The sequence below is a fragment of the Ferrovum sp. JA12 genome (genome assembly GCF_001431705.1).
In the GTDB taxonomy this organism is placed as follows: Bacteria; Pseudomonadota; Gammaproteobacteria; order Burkholderiales; family Ferrovaceae; genus PN-J185.
Window position 1 is genome coordinate 159,255 of the sequence record NZ_LJWX01000002.1, and the last position, 17,919, is coordinate 177,173.

The window sequence follows — 17,919 nt, forward strand, 5'->3', positions numbered from 1 at the left end:
ATGATTGAATCAATACGGTCAAAAATTGATGTAAAAAAAACTGATAGTATTATTTGGGGGCAGCACTTTCCTTTATCCTTTAGGCAACTGCTGCTCCTGGCGTTTATTAGTATCATTCTTTTACTAGGTGGAGCCTTAATCCGTACCCTGGTGTCTTTGCAAAATCTCTCCCAAGAAAATGTCGACTACCCCAACAAAATGCTCTTTGTTTTAGAGCAAATACATGAACTACAGGACACCACAGTGTCCCTTGAAAGAAAATCACGACAATACATGGTATTAAACGACCCCAGTATGATTGCTGATATTAAAAAAAATTGGTCACATGGGGAGGAGGTAGCTAACTCTCTAAAACAGGTTCCTGCCATGGGTTTACAATCTTTGGTGGATGAGTGGTTACAACTTTCACAATTTGCGACGGATTCACTCACTGACGATGCATCACTGTCTTTTAGTAAGCAGCAAGATATTCTTAACTCCTATGCCCAGCTGGGTGAGATTATTCAGCGCGTAGATCTGTCCTCCAGAGATTATCTGAAAAAATACAATCAAACATTAATATTTGAGTTTAAGCGTCAGCGGGATGCGTTAATTACCTTTGGTATTTTTGCCTCTTTATTTGCTGTGATGCTCGCCCTGATTTTAGGGATGTGGTTATCACAGTCCTTAAGAGAGGTGGAGATGGCTATTGACCAATTGGGCACTGAGGACAAGGAACAACCAGTTTTCATTAGTGGTCCTGCTGACATGCGACGCTTGGGTGAGCGTATTGAAGTATTACGGCAACGTTTAAATGCCCTGGAGGCAGATAAGTTACTGTTTATGCGTCATATTTCCCATGAACTTAAAACTCCCTTAGCAAATTTACGAGAAGGTATTGCCCTTCTTGAAGATCAGGTGATGGGGCACATGAATACGCAACAAACTGAAATTATTCACATTTTAAGAGATAACGCACTGTCCCTACAGCAGCAGATTGAAAGTTTGCTGCAATACAACGCTTTCTCTGAGGATACGAGACGGTTACATCTTCACTGTATCGATGTGTTAGAGCTGCTAAAAGAGTTGATTTCTCGTTATCGCTTACAATTACAGTCGCGATTTCTGACTATTGATTTAATTGGGGAACCACTAAAATGCTTAGTAGATTCAGATAAAATAGAAATTATTATTAACAATTTGTTATCCAATGCAGTTCGCTTTAGTCCTGAGCAGGGTTTAATTAAATTAACCCTTATTCAACATCAGGCATGGTTAAGAATTGATTGTGAAGATCAAGGGCCAGGTATTGCACTGGAGGACCGCGAGAAAATTTTTAATCCTTTTTATCAAGGAGCAAGGCAACCTACAGGCTCAAGAAAGGGCAGCGGTATTGGTTTGTCAATTGTCAAAGAACTGGTGTCCGCCCATGGTGGACAAGTATCACTTATGCCCTGTGAAGAGGGGTCCTATTTTAGAGTTGAGATACCCTATGAAGCATGCTAAGAATAAAATTGTAGTATTCACTTTGTTGTTATTGAGTGGTTGCGTTATGCATCCTGAAAAAGGGGAGGTGGTAGGTAAGCCTGTTATTAATTCTGGGGAGGATAAGTCACAAAAAAACCAAGAAGTAAAGGAAGTAGGAGGTATTTGGTTGCAAATAAACCAAGATGAAAAAAACTCCAACTTGGTTAAGCAGGCCATGATCAGCCATTGGCTTAACCATCCAGAAGCCTTAACCGTATCCGATAGAGTTCGATGTGTGGCGTTGTTATTACTTAATACAGATAGCCAATCCCATCTTCAAGCCTTTAAGTTGTTGAGCACACTCACTGACAGTCAACAAGCAGAGATGCTTCCTATTGTTGATTGGTTAACCAGTATGGCTAAAAATCAAATTATTGAGGACAGTCAAATACGGGACATGACACAGCAACTTGCTGAAGGGCAAACTAAAATTAATGCCTTACAAAATAAGATTAAAGAGCTTAAAACTCTAGAAAGTAATCTTTTATCGAAACCCTCAGAAAACCATTAATGTTCGGACTATTAAAATGAGTATTTCACGTCGACAATTTTTATCCATGATGAGTGTTTTTGCTGCCAGCACTGGAATTTCTTTTAGTCAAAATACCTTAGCTAGCGTTATCAACCAAAACACCGGGAAGAGCTTTGATTTTTCTTATGCGAAGTTAATTGAACAGGCTAAAGTTTTAGCCCATAGTGCCTATGAGGCGCCACACAGACCTGACTCTAAAGTGCTCGATGAGATTGACTGGGAACACCATGGGCAAATTCAATTTGATACCGATCACGCGTTGTTTGCGAATGGCCCTGGAGAGTTTTCTATTTCTTTTTTTCATCAAGGCCGTTTTTTTAGAGTCCCCGTGCGCATGTTTGTGTTAAACAGTGATGAGGAGACTACCCAAGCTCAAGAAATCATCTATCACTCTGACTTATTTAAGATGCCAGAGAATAATCCTGCTCATCGTTTGGGCCCGCCAGCCGCATTCGCTGGCTTTAGGATTCAAGAAAGTCGATTGGCGGGCAACCCACATCTCAATTGGCGTGATAACGACTGGGCAGCTTTTCTTGGTGCCTCGTATTTCAGGGCTATTGGTGATGAATACCAATATGGGCTATCGGCGAGGGGAGTTGCCATTAACGTTGTAGTGGATGGTGTCACCGAGGAATTTCCGGATTTTACCCATTTCTATTTTGTCCCACCTAAAGAGGGAAGCAATAGGATGGTGATATATGCCCTCCTTGACGGACCCAGTATCGCTGGGGCATATCGTTTCACTTTAACACGACATCATGAGGTGGTGATGGAGATTGAGCATCACCTGTTCCTCAGACAAGATGTACAGCGTTTGGGTTTGGCTCCCATCACCTCTATGTATTGGTTTTCTGAAAAAGACAAAAAAACCGCTGAAGACTGGCGTCCAGCAGTACACGACTCCGATGGCTTAATGATGTGGACGGGTAAGGACGAGCATCTATGGCGACCCTTAAATAACCCCACAGGAATTCAAGTTTCTTCCTTTAACGACAGTCACCCAAAAGGATATGGCTTGATGCAACGTGAGCGTCACTTCAGCGAATACCAAGACGCGGTACATTATGAAAAACGCCCCAGTTTGTGGGTTGAACCCTTAGGCAACTGGCATCAGGGCTCAGTGGAACTCGTTGAACTCCATACTTCAGAGGAGCTTTATGACAATATGGTGGTGATGTGGGTCCCTCAAGAGAAAGCGTTGAGGGGACAATCCTATCATCTGCATTATCGCTTGTATTGGCAAGCCAACTATCCTTTTCCGCTTCCCTTGGCTCAAGTTTACCGAACCAGTATTGGCCGCGGCGGTGAGCCTGGCGTTAAACGCCCACCTGAGGCACATAAATTTATGGTGGAATTTCATGGGGATATTTTTAATATTCTGCCTCAACATACTGATCCATTTGCAGATTTGTGGACATCAAAGGGACGTTTTGATCTGATCTATGTTGAAAGAGTCCCTAATGCTGAACCCCATCAATGGCGTGTTATTTTTGATTTGATCTTGCCTCAGGAAAAAATTATCAATCCGGTGGAGCTTCGCTTAACACTTAAGTTCCAGGGAAGCGTTCTCTCTGAGACTTGGATGTATCAGTATTTAGTGAGCTAATTACTGTTTTTTTTGTTGTTTCAAAAAGTCTTCATCCAAGGCTTTTAAATGTCTGAGTTTTTCTTTGATTTTTTGCTCTAAGCCACGTTCAGTGGGTTGGTACCAGTGAGGTTTTTTTAATCCCTCAGGGAAATAACTCTCTCCAGCGGCATAAGCCTCTGGTTCATCATGGGCGTAGCGGTAGGTTTTACCGTAACCCAACTCTTTCATTAACTGTGTTGGAGCATTACGTAAATGAAGAGGAACTTCGCGGGTGCTATCTTGTTGAACAAAAGCCTTGGCTTGATTAAAGGCCTGATACCCCGCGTTGGATTTGGGTGCCACAGCTAAGTATATGAGTGCTTGTGCCAGCGCTAACTCCCCCTCCGGCGGACCCAAGCGCTCATAGGTTTGGGCGGCATCAAGGGCCAGTTGAATGGCACGGGGATCGGCAAGACCCACGTCTTCCCAGGCCATGCGGATAATGCGTCTCATGAGGTATTGTCTATCCGCTCCGCCATCCATCATCCGACAAAACCAGTAGAGTGCAGCATCTGGATCCGAACCTCGAACTGATTTGTGAAGAGCAGATATTTGATCGTAAAACTGTTCTCCACCTTTATCAAAACGCCGTAAGGCATTTAATAAAAGTGGTTTCAGATCGGCAAGAGTTATGGAGGGTTGTTGGCGATGTTGAGCAAAGTTTAGTATCTGTTCAGTTAAGTTGATGAGTCGCCGTCCATCCCCGTCAGCGCTATCCAGTAAAGTGGTTTTTGCTTCAGTATCTAGGGTTACATAAAAATCATATTTTGAGCGAGCGCGCTCAAAGAGCGTAGAGAGCTCCTCTGTATTCAACGCATTGAGCACATAGACACGAGCACGGGATAAGAGGGCAGAATTGACCTCAAAGGAGGGATTTTCTGTGGTGGCGCCAATAAAAGTAATCAGTCCGGATTCCACATGAGGCAAGAGAGCATCTTGTTGTGATTTATTAAAGTGATGGATTTCGTCAATAAACAACAGAGTTCTTTTGCCATTCGTTTGGAGGATTTGTTGTGCATTCGCGACTGCCTCACGAATATCCTTTACGCCAGCTAACACTGCAGAGAGAGCGATAAAGTGTCCCGCCATATGCTCAGCATAGAGCTTAGCTAAGGTGGTTTTACCTACCCCAGGCGGTCCCCATAAAATCATGGAATGGAGTTGTTTGGTCTCAAAGGCTAGACGCAGTGGCCCTTGAGGACCTAATAAATGTTGTTGACCAATCACCTCAGTAATGAGGTGCGGTCTGAGTTGTTCTGCCAGCGGGATGTGGGTGGTTTTCATGAAAATATTATCGCATGACTGACGAAATCTATCAGCCTCCGATACAATAGAGCATTATTCCTTACTCTTGGTAAATATCGTTATGATTCGTACTCGTTTTGCACCCAGCCCTACAGGATATCTTCATATTGGCGGTGCCCGAACTGCTCTGTTTTCATGGGCCTTTGCTCGTCATCATGGGGGACAGTTTATTTTACGCATTGAGGATACTGACCTTGAACGCTCCACTGAGGCGTCTACCCAAGCGATATTGGAGGGGCTGCAATGGTTAGGGATTGATTATGATGAGGGTCCCTTTTATCAAATGAAACGATTGTCACGTTATCAAGAGGTGGTGGATCAATTACTGACAGCAGGACATGCTTATTATTGTTATACCTCTAAAGAAGAGATTGAGGTAATGCGTGCCGCTCAAAGGGAGAGGGGGGAGAAACCCCGTTATGATGGACGTTGGCGTGATAGCCAAGACACGCCTCCAGTTGGGGTGAAACCTGTAATTCGCTTTAAAACGCCCCTTACAGGAGAAGTGACTTTTAATGATTTAGTCAAAGGACCCATTACGGTTGCTAACAGTGAGCTAGATGACTTGGTGATTATGCGTGCTGACGGCGTACCAACCTATAATTTTGGGGTGGTGGTAGATGATTTGGATATGGGAATCACCCATGTGATCAGAGGCGATGATCACGTTAATAATACCCCTCGGCAAATTAATATTATGCAAGCACTGGGCGCCTCTATTCCCCATTTTGCTCATGTTCCAATGATTTTAGGATCAGATGGCGAGCGTTTGTCAAAACGCCATGGCGCAGTGAGTGTGACCCAATATAGGGACGAGGGTTATTTGCCACAGGCCTTAATGAATTATCTCTCACGCCTTGGCTGGTCCCATGGTGATGAGGAAATGTTTAGCCAGGAACAATTTATAGAATGGTTTGATTTGGCTCATATTAGTCGTTCCCCTGCACGCTTTAATACAGAAAAATTAGATTGGCTAAATCAGCAGTACTTAAAACAAGCTGATGATACGGATATTGCTCTATTACTGAAAAAAGTTCTCGATGAGCGGGGAGTATCCATTGAAGGGGGGCCAGATATGATACAAGTGATAGCATTATTAAAGTCGCGTGTCACTCTTATTCCCGAATTGGCTGATGCGGCGTTATATTTTTATCAACGAATTCATGTTTCTGAGGAGTTGCGTCAATTACATTTAACTGAACAAAACCTAGCTTCAGTAAAGCGATTTAAAGAATTGATTCAGTTTGTCGACTGGACGGTGAGCGATATTAATGAGTGCCTAAAACAAACCATTAAGGAGTTGGCTATTAAAATGCCACAAATCGCTATTCCATTGCGAGTGATAGTTTGCGGTCAAACGCAAACCCCCTCTATTGATCAAACCTTATATTTGATAGGTCGTGAGGAAGTTTTAGCTCGTATGGCTCTGTGTGAGCTATAAAAGAATCATTTGTAATAAAGGCCTGAACATTTTATAATGATTGAGTAATGTGACCGGGGGTATAGCTCAGCTGGGAGAGCGCTTGCATGGCATGCAAGAGGTCAGCGGTTCGATCCCGCTTATCTCCACCATTTTTTCTTTTCACGCCACATTGCCTCGCGTAAAATGTTCAAATAAATAAAAGGTTAGAACGTTTATTCGGGTATGGTCAGTTCTGGCCATCTTTTGACATACTCTCAAAATTATTAATAACTTTGTTGGTCATTGCATTATCCGGCAGGGGAGTAACCAACAAATTGCTCACGGACACCGTCATTCACAATGATAAGGCGATGGTCAAGAATCTCAAGTTATCGAATGAGTAGGGGTTGTTCCTATTGGTTTTCCTTTTAGGGAGCAAGGGGCGCTGACTCAACTACCGGTTCAACGACAAGCAGCAGACCTTGAGCCTTCTCGGCATTTACACGGAAATCATCACCCTCAGGGAGGCCGGGATCAGCGTGATGCTGCCCGTAACTGTCACCCATCGCTTTCAGCATGTTATGTTGATCGTGGTAGGTGTAGGATAAGCTTATTATGGTTTAATCAACTGGTGCGCACCTTGATACGTCTTTAGGTCATGCTTTCAGGGAAGTCTGGAGCAAATTGCGTCAGTTGAGCGATCTTGTTGTCTTGGCCGAGGCCCATATCCAAAGCAGTAGCGATGTCAGTCACGAGTATTAAGGAAATCGCCAACCTTTATCGGGTTAAACAGGCCGTTAGCTACCACCTCGGACAAATTATACAATCTCCACAATTATTTAAAATATTTCTTGTTTTTTTGTTAAAGAAGTGGATAATGATTACTGCGATATTCAAGTTATGTCTTAGCTGTTCGGTTGTTACCTAGTTTTACGGTATTTTTTCCTAATTGTTTTGCTGTCTTGACCTTCGCCTTAAGGGGTCAATATCCCCATTTTATTATTTAATTGGAGTTTTAAGAAATGGCATTAGGTACTGTAAAGTGGTTCAACGATTCAAAAGGTTTTGGTTTCATTACTCCGGAAGATGGCGGTGAAGATTTGTTTGCCCATTTTTCCGCAATTCAAAGCTCAGGTTTCAAAACATTAACTGAAGGACAACGTGTTTCTTTTGATGTGGTACCTGGTGCAAAAGGACAGCAAGCAGCAAACATCCGTAGCGCTTAATTGCAACGGTAATAATAAATGGGTGATTTCTAAGTAAGTCACTCATTTAATAAATGAAATAAAAAAAACTGGCTATCGCCAGTATCAAGATATTAATCCCTCAATCATATTTAATACTTTTTTTCTAATAAAAAAAGCTCACTACGTTAATTGTGGGAGATCAATTAGGTAATGAGCTTATTGAGTGATTAAACGATTAGAATTGAAATTGTGTGCCTAATATAAAACCGCTTGAAGCAGAACTGCCTGCTTGAACAGTATTGGTGTAAGCTGCAGTTAATTTGGCATCATAGCCTTTTATAACGTAGTTAATACCAAGCTCGTTTTGTACAGTTCGTACGGTTTGTCCAGCAAGAATCCCAGTATCAAAAGCATCAGGTGTGAAGTCTTGATGCTGAAAATAAGGTTGTAATTTTCCATAACCTAATTTCGCTGGGAACAGATAAGCAATCGAGGCAACATAAGAGTGTCCTTGGTAGGTAGGTCCACCCCAACATCCTCCAGCAACTGCTCCGCCACCTGTTGGTGAGCATCCGCTATAGTTAGCTAAAGTATTTGAAGTATCAACTTTGTAGGCTGCGCCAGCAAGAGTGATAGCCCCACCGCCTGATATTCTTTTTTCCATTAACACATCAATGTTATAGGCGGAATAATTAGCGGTTGAGGTAGCCGATAAGGTCCCGTTATTTTGTGTCATACCCGCAAGTCCTACTGCTAATACATCATGTTTTCCCCAGTAGGTACTGCTGGCGAAATAAGCAGGATCAACTTTAGTATCCCAGAAGTTGTAATTTAGTCGACCTGTGAACATAAAGTCGCTACTACCGCCTCCACCCTGGTATTGATTACCCACTGCTCCATTTTTCCCCATACCTTGATAGGCACCCACTGCATAAGTGAGTCGGTCATTGCCAACGATTCCCCAAAATGTAGCCCCTTGATCTCGACCATCTAGATATTGTTCCTTATACACAGAAGAAACGCCTGGATAGAGCCAAGTGGTAATGTAAAATGGGCCTTCCATATCAGCACGGTCGGCGGCAGGCAGTAGACGACCTAGCCATAAGTTGTATGCCTGGGCGGGTTCAAATTGAACAAAAGCATCTAATAATGAAATACTATTAAGACTACTGTTATATTCAGTATTAAAAGTAGCTTTAATTAAGTCTGAAAATTTAAAATTGGTATATAAACGTAAATTATCTACATTAAAAGATTTTGAGTTGGCTACTCCGGGAACATTGTTACTGTCAAAAGAAGTTCGAATACCCAAACCAATATCAACGGACTGATTGTCACCAAAGTTTATGGTTGCCCCAGCATTAGCATTCATACTTAAAATTGAAACTAACGATGCCACACCAATAAGACCCAGGCTCTTTTGTGTTACGTTCTTTTTACGCATGTATTTCTCCTTAGTGAATTAATTTATTACAATTTCATCTTAGGAAAAACTGATCTAAACCAACATACGTAACTCTACGATGTGTAATCAAAACAGCTACGTAAACTTACTTACTAAGTAAGAACCATAGTGACATTTCAACAACCTCCAGCCTCTCTCTTTTTAAAATACGTGTTATTACGTACTGCAACATAAGTAAGAAAACGTATTTAGGCAATGCCCTTTTAAAAATATGATTGGACATGTACCAATCACTAATCATTGTTAAGGGGAAGCAAATGCATAAATCCAACGTAAGAAAGAAGTATTCAAAAGTTCTATTTTCCAAATCAGTAATTGGTTTGTTTTTATCTACCCTTTGTCTTGGCGCAGTCAGTGCTAAAGCCGCTTCAAATATGGCTGTGACTGACAAAGAGGTCACTATAGGTATACTTCACTCCTCTTCAGGCACCATGGCTATTTCCGAAACGGGCGCAAGAGAAGCCGAGATTTTAGCGATTGAACAAATCAATGCCTCGGGAGGTGTACTAGGCAGAAAAATTAAATACATTTACGAAGATGGGGCGTCAGATTGGCCTACCTTTGCTGAAAAAGCAAAAAAATTATTGGAGTCAGATCATGTGGCTGCAATTATGGGTTGTTGGACTTCTGCCTCAAGAAAAGCTGTTTTACCCGTTCTAGAAAGAGATAACGGCTTACTTTATTATCCAACTTTTTATGAGGGATTAGAGCAATCTAAAAATGTTGTTTATACAGGTCAAGAAGCAACACAACAGGTATTTGCAAGTCTTGATTGGCTGGCTAAAACCAAACATGCAAAAACCTTCTATTTGGTTGGTTCCGATTATATCTGGCCACGTACTACAATGAAATTAGCCAGAGAATATATTGAACGAGTTCTTCATGGAAAAATTGTTGGAGAAGAGTACGCTGCGCTGGGTAGTACACAATTTGGATCAACCATCAACAAGATAAAACTAAAAAAACCAGATGTTATTTATGCCGCTGTGGTGGGTGGATCTAACGTCTCTTTCTATAAACAATTAAAGGCCTCCGGTGTCACGGGTAATAAACAGACTCTATTAACTTTGTCTACCTCAGAAGATGAAGTGGATGGCATTGGTGGTGACAACGTGGCTGGATTTTATTCTGCCTTTAAATATTTCGAAACTCTAGATACTCCTGAAAACAAAAAGTTTGTTAGTGAATTTCATAAAAGATGGGGTGCTAATGCTCCTATTGGGGACGTCACACAAGCTGCCTACGAGGGGCCCTGGTTATGGAAGAAAGCTGTTGAGATGGCTGGCAGTTTTGAAACAGACAAAGTGGTTAAAGCTGAAGAATCTGGAAAGATTAGTTTAGATGCGCCAGAGGGCATGGTGTATTTGATGCCCAATCATCACTTGAAATCAAAATTGAGAATTGGTGAATGGCGTAAGGATGGTCAAGCAGATATTGTTTATACCTCTGATTATATTATCCCCAACCCTTTCCCAAAAGGTTACTAGTGAGCGTGTAGTTCTGGATGGGGTGTATTACAAATAGGATACACCCCGGTACAGAGTCTTGGAAAATAGGAGAATTGAAATGGGTGGTTATTCATTATCTGATATGTCATCGATATTGATTATGCAAGGCTTTTCAGGGCTAAGCATGTTTAGTGTTCTACTGCTAATGGCTCTTGGTCTGGCAATCATTTTTGGGCAAATGGGGGTCATTAATATGGCGCATGGTGAGTTTATGACCATTGGTGCCTATACCATTTATCTGACTTCATCATTAACTAACCATTATTTGCCATCATTGAAACCCTATTATTTCCTTATTGCTATTGGCGTTGCTTTTTGCCTGGCTTTTGCTATTGGTTATTTGGTGGAATATGTCTTAATACGACATTTATATAAAAGGCCTCTTGATACATTGCTTGCTACCTGGGGGTTGAGTCTCATTATGCAACAATTATTTAGATCCATATTTGGAGGCAGAGAGGTAAGTGCTGATTTACCCGATTGGCTGATGGGTTCTTGGAAGCCAACAGATTCTATAGACATTCCCCTCAATGGTATTTTCGTACTAATCATGTCATTACTGGTGTGTATAGCAGTAGGATTATTTCTATTTAAATCTCAGTGGGGATTAAAAGTACGGGCCACGACTCAAAATAGAATCATGGCAGGTGCTGTGGGTATTAATACAAAAATGATTGACCGTATAACTTTTGCTATGGGGTGTGGTATAGCAGGGATTGCTGGGGCTTGTTTTACAACCATTGCTTCTACCAGTCCCACAAGCGGCTCTTTATATATTGTAGATACTTTCCTTGTGGTGGTATTTGGTGGTGCGGCCAGTTTACTGGGTACTGTGGCCTCCGCCTTCTCAATTGCTCAGGCGCAATCAATACTCACTTTCTTTATGACTAATGCAATGGGAAAAGTAGTTACTTTATTGACCATTATTGTCATATTAATGATTAGACCTGAAGGTCTGATGCGTAACAAAGTCAGACGATAACCGGAGAGATAACCATGCAAACATTTGTTAGTCGTCTAATAAAAAACAAATCATCGGTAGACCTAATCATTATCGGGATTATTATCTTTGTTGTATTCCCACTTGGTCTGGATATATTTAGATTAAATTTAGTAGGTAAGTATCTCACCTTTGCGTTTACATCAATCGGTCTTGTTATGCTCTGGGGATACGGGGGTATTTTGAGTTTGGGACAAGGGATCTTTTTCGGGATTGGTGGCTATTGTATGGCCATGTATCTCAAACTAGAGGCCTCTGATCCTGTGAGTACTTCACATCAGACCACACCAGGTATCCCCGACTTCATGGATTGGAATCAAATCACACAACTTCCTAGCTTTTGGATTCCGTTTCATAGTCTTCTTTTTACAATTGTGGCGATTATCGTGATTCCAATCATTATTGCCACTTTGATTGGTACCTCTATGTTTAAACGCAGAGTGAGTGGGGTGTATTTTTCAATCATTACACAAGCCATTGCGGCCATTGTGACAATTCTTGTGGTGGGTCAACAAGGATTCACAGGGGGAATTAATGGCATTACGGATTTGAAAACTTTACATGGTTGGAATATCAACAGTGATTTTGCCAAATATATTCTCTACTTCATCAATGGTGGTTTATTAATTTTATGTATTGTTCTATGTAAGTATGTGACCTCAACAAAACTAGGCAGATTGTTATTGGCATTAAGGGATAAAGAAGACCGAGTTCGTTTTTCAGGTTATGACGTGGCGAATTTTAAAATCTTTGCGTTTGCTTTAGCCGCAGTTATCTCCTCTATTGGGGGGGCCATGTTCACCTTGCAGGTGGGATTTATGTCGCCTTCAATAATCGGCATTGTCCCGTCTATTGAAATGGTGATATTTGCAGCCATAGGGGGACGTATGTCTCTTATCGGTGCGGTGTATGGAGCTTTAGTGGTGAACTATGGCAAAACTCTCTTTTCTGAATCCTTCCCAACATTATGGCTATTTTTTATGGGAGCCCTCTTTATTGGAGTCGTTATGTTTTTTCCTGAAGGGTTATCAGGACTATATCTCAAGTACTGGCCAATGGTTAAAAACAAACTCATGAATAAATTCTGGGCAAAAAAAACAGTCACTGGTTCATCAATTAGCTAAATGGAATAATTATGTCAAAAATTTCACTTGCAATAGAAGGCTTAACCGTTTCATTTGATGGATTCAAGGCGGTAGATGACTTAAATTTATATGTTGAAGAAAATGAATTAAGAGTCATTATTGGCCCCAATGGTGCTGGAAAAACCACTGTATTAGATTTGATATGTGGAAAAACAAAAGCCAGTTCAGGATCAATTAAATTCAAAGACAAGGAGTTAACACAGTTACCTGAATACAAATTAGTCCAGCTAGGCGTAGGAAGAAAATTTCAAACTCCTTCTATCTATGAGAACTTAACTGTATTTGAAAATCTTGAGATTTCTTATCCCAAAGGGAGAGATGTATTAGGAGCCCTACTGTTCAAAAGGGACAGTATTGTAGAGAACAAAATATCAGAAATCGCTGAAATGATTTTCTTGAATGATTTGTTGAATATGCAAGCAGGGCTATTGAGTCATGGTCAAAAACAATGGCTTGAAATAGGCATGTTGTTAATACAGGATCCAGAGTTACTGATGTTAGACGAACCTGTGGCGGGAATGAGTGTGGTTGAGCGTGAAAAAACTGCAGAGTTATTAAAAAAAATAGCACAGGGACGCTCTCTCATAGTCATTGAACACGATATGGAGTTTGTGAAACGTATTGCTCATAAAGTCACTGTCTTACATCAAGGAAAATTGCTGGCAGAGGGAAATATGGAGTCGATTCAATCGAACCCAAAAGTTATTGAAGTTTATTTAGGTCATTGAGGATAAAACCATGTTAACACCTATGTTTTCTATTAAAAATCTCAATTCTGGATATGCTCAGAGTAAGGTGATTAGTGATATTTCTTTAGATATTAATAAACAAGAAATCGTGGCAATAATGGGTCGTAATGGAATGGGTAAAACCACTTTATTTAAAACCTTAATGGGAGTTATTCCAACCATGTCAGGTGAAGTAGTTGTTGATGGGGTGTCCCTATCAACAATGGAAACCTTTAGTCGCGTGAAAAATGGTATAGCGTATGTACCACAAGGAAGAATGATATTTTCAAATATGACAGTACTAGAAAATATTCAAACTGGCCTCTCCTCTGAATATGATGGAAAAGTTCCTGATGATATCTATGCATTATTTCCTGTTTTGTATGATATGCAAAAACGAAAAGGAGGTAATTTGTCAGGCGGACAACAACAGCAGTTGGCTATTGCCCGTGCGCTAGCCACCAATCCAAAAGTGTTATTGCTTGATGAACCCACGGAGGGTATTCAACCTTCCATTATTAAAGATATCGCTAAAACTCTTAAAGAAATACGTAAATTAAAAGAATTGACCATTGTGGTGTCCGAGCAAGTATTAAGTTTCACAATGGAGATTGCTGACCGTTTTTGTGTCATAGAAAAAGGTAAGTTTGTTTATCAAAATGTTGCATCCAATGTAGATGAAAAAATCATTAGTTCATATTTATCAGTTTAATTTAGGAGACAGTTATGACCGATACATTAATTAAAGTTGATTTAAAAGAGTCACCTTATAACAATGAGAACATCCACAATCGTTGGCATCCGGATATTCCCATGGCCTGTTGGGTTAAGCCAGGTCATGATTTTATCTTAGAGACCTATGATTGGACGGGTGGTTTTATTAAAAATGACGACTCTGCTGATGATGTGAGAGACATTGATTTATCCATTGTACATTTTCTGTCCGGACCAGTAGGCGTGGAAGGCGCTGAGCCGGGGGATCTATTGGTAGTGGACCTACTTGACATTGGGGCAAAACAAGAGAGTTTATGGGGATTTAATGGGTTCTTTTCAAAAAACAACGGCGGTGGTTTTTTAACGGAATTTTTCCCCCATGCCCAAAAATCAATTTGGGATATACAAGGCATGTTTACTAAAAGTCGACATGTTCCTGGTGTAAATTATGCTGGCTTAATTCACCCTGGATTAATTGGCTGTTTACCCAGCCATGATTTACTCGAACAATGGAATTCACGTGAACAAGCGTTAATTGATACCAATCCGCAGAGAGTCCCTCCTTTAGCCAATCCTCCTTTTCCCTCTACAGCCCATATGGGTAAATTAACGGGTGACGCCAAGGCTGCAGCAGCCATGACCGGAGCCAGAACGGTACCACCCAGAGAACACGGTGGAAATTGTGATATTAAAGATTTATCACGTGGTTCTAAAATATTTTTTCCAGTTTATGTCAAAGGCGCTGGCTTATCCGTAGGCGATCTACATTTCAGTCAAGGTGACGGTGAAATTACCTTTTGTGGTGCTATTGAAATGGCGGGTTGGGTACATATGAAAGTTGAGTTAATCAAAGGGGGAATGGAGAAATACGGTATTAAGAACCCAATTTTTCAGCCCAGTCCTATTACACCTAACTACAAGGACTATTTGATATTCGAGGGTATTTCTGTAGATAACTCTGGTAAACAGTATTATTTAGATGTGAATGTGGCTTATCAACAGGCCTGTTTAAACGCTATAGAGTACTTAACAAAGTTTGGTTATAGTCCATCTCAAGCCTATTCAATTTTAGGTACGGCCCCCGTTCAAGGTCATATTAGTGGGGTAGTGGATATTCCTAATTCATGCGCTACGCTTTGGTTACCTACAGATATTTTTGAATTTGATATTAAACCGAATGCTTTAGGTCCTACTATATTTATTAATGGTGGGGCAACTATGCCCATTTCTTTTGATAAGGAATAGCGTGTTATGCCTACTTATGATTTTTATTGTACACAATGTGGTTCTTTTGAATTGATGTTAAAAATAAGTCATCGAAATGAACCACAGTCTTGTCCTGAATGTGGAGGAGGGGCTGTAAGACAGATTCTCTATGCTCCACAATTAGTAGATATGCCAATTGAAAGGCGTCAAGCCATGCAAATCAATGAGCGATCCGCCCATGAACCAAAACTAAAATCCCATGGTTCGGGTTGTTCTTGTTGCAGTACTTCAACATCAGAAAAAGCACCTAAGGCTTTTGCTAACAAAAGACCTTGGATGATTAGTCATTAAATAAAGGAAACTAAAATGATACACGGAGATATTTCTAGCAGTAACGATACAGTGGGTGTTGCAGTCGTCAACTATAAAATGCCTCGTTTACATACTAAAGAGGAGGTTTTAGCCAATGCACACAATATTGCCAATGTGGTAAAAGGTATGAAAACTGGTTTGCCTGGTTTAGACCTCGTGATTTTTCCGGAATACAGTACCCATGGAATTATGTATGATTCTAAAGAAATGTATGACACTGCTGCCACGGTACCGGGAGCTGAAACTGCTATTTTTGCTGAAGCCTGTAGAGCGGCAAATGTATGGGGAGTATTTTCGCTAACAGGAGAACAACATGAGGGCCATCCACATAAAGCGCCCTACAACACTCTGATTTTAATGAATAATCAAGGTGAAATTGTACAAAAATACAGAAAAATTATGCCTTGGACGCCCATTGAGGGGTGGTATCCTGGCGATAAAACCTATGTTTCTGAAGGACCAAAAGGTTTGAAAATCAGTTTGATTATATGTGATGACGGCAATTATCCTGAAATTTGGAGAGATTGCGCGATGAAGGGGGCAGAGTTAATTATCCGTTGTCAGGGGTATATGTATCCTGCTAAAGAGCAACAAATCCTTATTTCAAAAGCAATGGCTTTTGCTAATAATACTTATGTCGCTGTGGCCAATGCGGCAGGCTTTGACGGAGTCTATTCATATTTCGGACATTCTGCGATCATTGGCTTTGATGGAAGAACTTTAGGCGAATGTGGTGAAGAGGAAAATGGTGTTCAATATGCTGCGCTCTCTAAGAGTTTAATTCGTGATTTTAGAAAAAACGGACAATCTGAGAATCATTTGTATAAACTTCTTCATAGAGGGTATACGGGAAAAATTAACTCTGGCGAGAACGTTAACGGCGTAGCAGAATGCCCCTATGATTTTTATAAAAACTGGGTTAATGATCCAATTAAAACCAAAGAAACTGTAGAGCTATTAACCCGAAATACGCCTGGAACAAAGGAATGTCCAATTCCAGGTATTCCTAACTAATCTTGAGGAAGACACTCTGGATCATATTTATAACAACTTTTTTCCATTAATTAATGATCCAGAGGTTAAGTCCGAAGGGTGGAAAGCAGCACTTTATTTGAGTTTTGATTTTGCTCAGAATAAATCAAGATTGTTATCGAAACGTCATTATGGGCCATTGAGGATTCAAAAAACACTCTATCCAGAGGGGGACAAAATATGTCATGTAATTTTATTGCATCCCCCAGGTGGTGTGGCTGGAGGGGATAGTCTTACTATTTCTCTTGATGTTCAGCAGGGAGCACATGTTTTGGCGACGCAACCTGGAGCTACAAAATGGTATAAGTCCGCAGGACTCAGTGCCAAGCAAGATATTTTCATAAGGTTATCTGAAGAATCAACTTTAGAATGGTTACCCCAAGAGAATATTTTTTTTGATAACACAAAATCAACGATCACCACCTCTGTTGAATTAACAAAGAACTCTATTTTTTTTACTTGGGATATAAACTGCTTTGGGAGGAGATTATCAAATGAAACCTTTAAACAGGGTGAATTAAGTACTCGGTATAGAATAAAGCTTGAGGATAAATGGTTATTAAATGAACAGGGTTTCTTTCTGGGTACGGATTCTTTTATGAATTCTCCGGTAGGAATGGCAAAGAAATCCGTATGGGCTACGTTTATGGTTTATCACCCATTATTAACTCCTGAATTAATGATTGAGTGCCGCCAACTGGTGGCAGAGGAGAAAGAGTCTTTTGTGGGGCTGACACTCAATAATGGCATATTATTTGCAAGATATTTGGGGGATTCATCAGAAAGCGCAAAAAATTATTTTATTACTTTATGGCAGTTTTTAAGGCCAATCTTATCTGTGGGGCAACCTAATAGCCCCAGAATTTGGAGGACATGACAGTAAATGGACTTAACCCCAAGAGAAAAAGATAAATTATTAATCTTTACAGCATCCTTATTAGCGGAACGACGGTTGGCAAAGGGGCTAAAACTGAATTATCCCGAAGCGGTTGCCTATTTGACGGCTGCCATTATGGAGGGAGCTCGAGAGGGAAAAACCGTGGCGGAACTAATGAGTTTTGGGACCACTTTATTATCAAGAAATGATGTCATGGAGGGGATCCCTGAGCTTATTCCTGACGTGCAAGTTGAAGCGACATTTCCAGATGGCACTAAATTGGTCACCGTCCACCAACCAATTATCTAAGGAT

At 40.8% G+C, this 17,919-nt stretch carries 17 protein-coding genes and 1 tRNA gene; 16 read left to right on the forward strand and 2 right to left on the reverse strand.

All coding sequences use genetic code 11. From position 1 onward, the window contains the following. The 3 genes from FERRO_RS05830 to FERRO_RS05840 are packed head-to-tail and all read left to right on the forward strand — an operon-like array spanning position 1 to position 3,644. Positions 1–1,485, forward strand: coding sequence for a sensor histidine kinase (locus FERRO_RS05830; protein WP_056929959.1), 1,485 nt, complete (start codon positions 1–3; stop codon positions 1,483–1,485). After that, positions 1,472–2,017, forward strand: coding sequence for a hypothetical protein (locus tag FERRO_RS05835; RefSeq protein ID WP_056929960.1), 546 nt, complete (start codon positions 1,472–1,474; stop codon positions 2,015–2,017). The genes FERRO_RS05830 and FERRO_RS05835 overlap by 14 nt, the downstream gene beginning before the upstream one ends. A 16-nt stretch (positions 2,018–2,033) precedes the next feature. Continuing rightward, entirely contained in the window at positions 2,034–3,644 is a 1,611-nt protein-coding gene (locus tag FERRO_RS05840) for a glucan biosynthesis protein (RefSeq protein ID WP_056929961.1), read from the forward strand. Here FERRO_RS05840 and FERRO_RS05845 read toward each other — a convergent pair whose 3' ends face one another. Continuing rightward, on the reverse strand, positions 3,645–4,949 hold the full coding sequence (locus FERRO_RS05845) for a replication-associated recombination protein A (RefSeq protein ID WP_056929962.1): 1,305 nt from the start codon (positions 4,947–4,949) through the stop codon (positions 3,645–3,647). A gap of 82 nt (positions 4,950–5,031) precedes the next feature. Here FERRO_RS05845 and gltX point away from each other — a divergent pair, with 82 nt between their 5' ends. The 3 genes from gltX (at position 5,032) to FERRO_RS05860 (ending at position 7,598) form a co-directional block, all read left to right on the forward strand. Next, positions 5,032–6,411, forward strand: a complete 1,380-nt coding sequence (gene gltX, locus FERRO_RS05850) for a glutamate--tRNA ligase (protein ID WP_056929963.1) — start codon at positions 5,032–5,034, stop codon at positions 6,409–6,411. A gap of 55 nt (positions 6,412–6,466) precedes the next feature. Beyond that, positions 6,467–6,542: transfer RNA gene (locus FERRO_RS05855), tRNA-Ala, on the forward strand. Positions 6,543–7,394: 852 nt separating this feature from the next. Next, positions 7,395–7,598 (forward strand): cold-shock protein, encoded by a 204-nt coding sequence (locus tag FERRO_RS05860; protein WP_056929964.1) that lies wholly within the window; start codon positions 7,395–7,397, stop codon positions 7,596–7,598. Between the two features lie 196 nt (positions 7,599–7,794). On the opposite strand, the gene FERRO_RS05865 is transcribed toward FERRO_RS05860, so the two are convergent. Next, on the reverse strand, positions 7,795–9,003 hold the full coding sequence (locus FERRO_RS05865) for a hypothetical protein (protein ID WP_056929965.1): 1,209 nt from the start codon (positions 9,001–9,003) through the stop codon (positions 7,795–7,797). A gap of 278 nt (positions 9,004–9,281) precedes the next feature. Between FERRO_RS05865 and FERRO_RS05870 the strand changes: the two genes are divergently transcribed. From FERRO_RS05870 to ureA, 10 genes are all read left to right on the forward strand, one after another. Next, positions 9,282–10,511, forward strand: coding sequence for a transporter substrate-binding protein (locus FERRO_RS05870; protein ID WP_082601219.1), 1,230 nt, complete (start codon positions 9,282–9,284; stop codon positions 10,509–10,511). A 79-nt stretch (positions 10,512–10,590) separates the two neighbouring features. Then, positions 10,591–11,514 carry an urea ABC transporter permease subunit UrtB gene (gene urtB / locus FERRO_RS05875; protein ID WP_056929966.1) on the forward strand — a complete coding sequence of 308 codons (924 nt, stop codon included), beginning with the start codon at positions 10,591–10,593 and terminating at the stop codon, positions 11,512–11,514. Positions 11,515–11,528: 14 nt separating this feature from the next. Beyond that, complete coding sequence (gene urtC, locus FERRO_RS05880; RefSeq protein WP_056929967.1) at positions 11,529–12,656, forward strand: urea ABC transporter permease subunit UrtC; 1,128 nt, start codon at positions 11,529–11,531, stop codon at positions 12,654–12,656. Between the two features lie 11 nt (positions 12,657–12,667). Continuing rightward, positions 12,668–13,405 (forward strand): urea ABC transporter ATP-binding protein UrtD, encoded by a 738-nt coding sequence (gene urtD / locus FERRO_RS05885; RefSeq protein WP_056929968.1) that lies wholly within the window; start codon positions 12,668–12,670, stop codon positions 13,403–13,405. Positions 13,406–13,427: 22 nt separating this feature from the next. Next, positions 13,428–14,117 carry an urea ABC transporter ATP-binding subunit UrtE gene (urtE, locus tag FERRO_RS05890; protein WP_056930620.1) on the forward strand — a complete coding sequence of 230 codons (690 nt, stop codon included), beginning with the start codon at positions 13,428–13,430 and terminating at the stop codon, positions 14,115–14,117. 14 nt (positions 14,118–14,131) lie between these two features. Further along, on the forward strand, positions 14,132–15,364 hold the full coding sequence (fmdA, locus tag FERRO_RS05895; protein ID WP_056929969.1) for a formamidase: 1,233 nt from the start codon (positions 14,132–14,134) through the stop codon (positions 15,362–15,364). 6 nt (positions 15,365–15,370) lie between these two features. After that, on the forward strand, positions 15,371–15,676 hold the full coding sequence (locus FERRO_RS05900; RefSeq protein WP_056929970.1) for an FmdB family zinc ribbon protein: 306 nt from the start codon (positions 15,371–15,373) through the stop codon (positions 15,674–15,676). A gap of 15 nt (positions 15,677–15,691) precedes the next feature. Then, positions 15,692–16,711 carry an aliphatic amidase gene (locus tag FERRO_RS05905; RefSeq protein ID WP_056929971.1) on the forward strand — a complete coding sequence of 340 codons (1,020 nt, stop codon included), beginning with the start codon at positions 15,692–15,694 and terminating at the stop codon, positions 16,709–16,711. Between the two features lie 97 nt (positions 16,712–16,808). Then, positions 16,809–17,606, forward strand: a complete 798-nt coding sequence (locus FERRO_RS05910; protein ID WP_056929972.1) for an urease accessory protein UreD — start codon at positions 16,809–16,811, stop codon at positions 17,604–17,606. Positions 17,607–17,612: 6 nt separating this feature from the next. Further along, positions 17,613–17,915 (forward strand): urease subunit gamma, encoded by a 303-nt coding sequence (ureA, locus tag FERRO_RS05915; RefSeq protein ID WP_056929973.1) that lies wholly within the window; start codon positions 17,613–17,615, stop codon positions 17,913–17,915. The last annotated feature ends 4 nt before the right edge of the window (positions 17,916–17,919 follow it).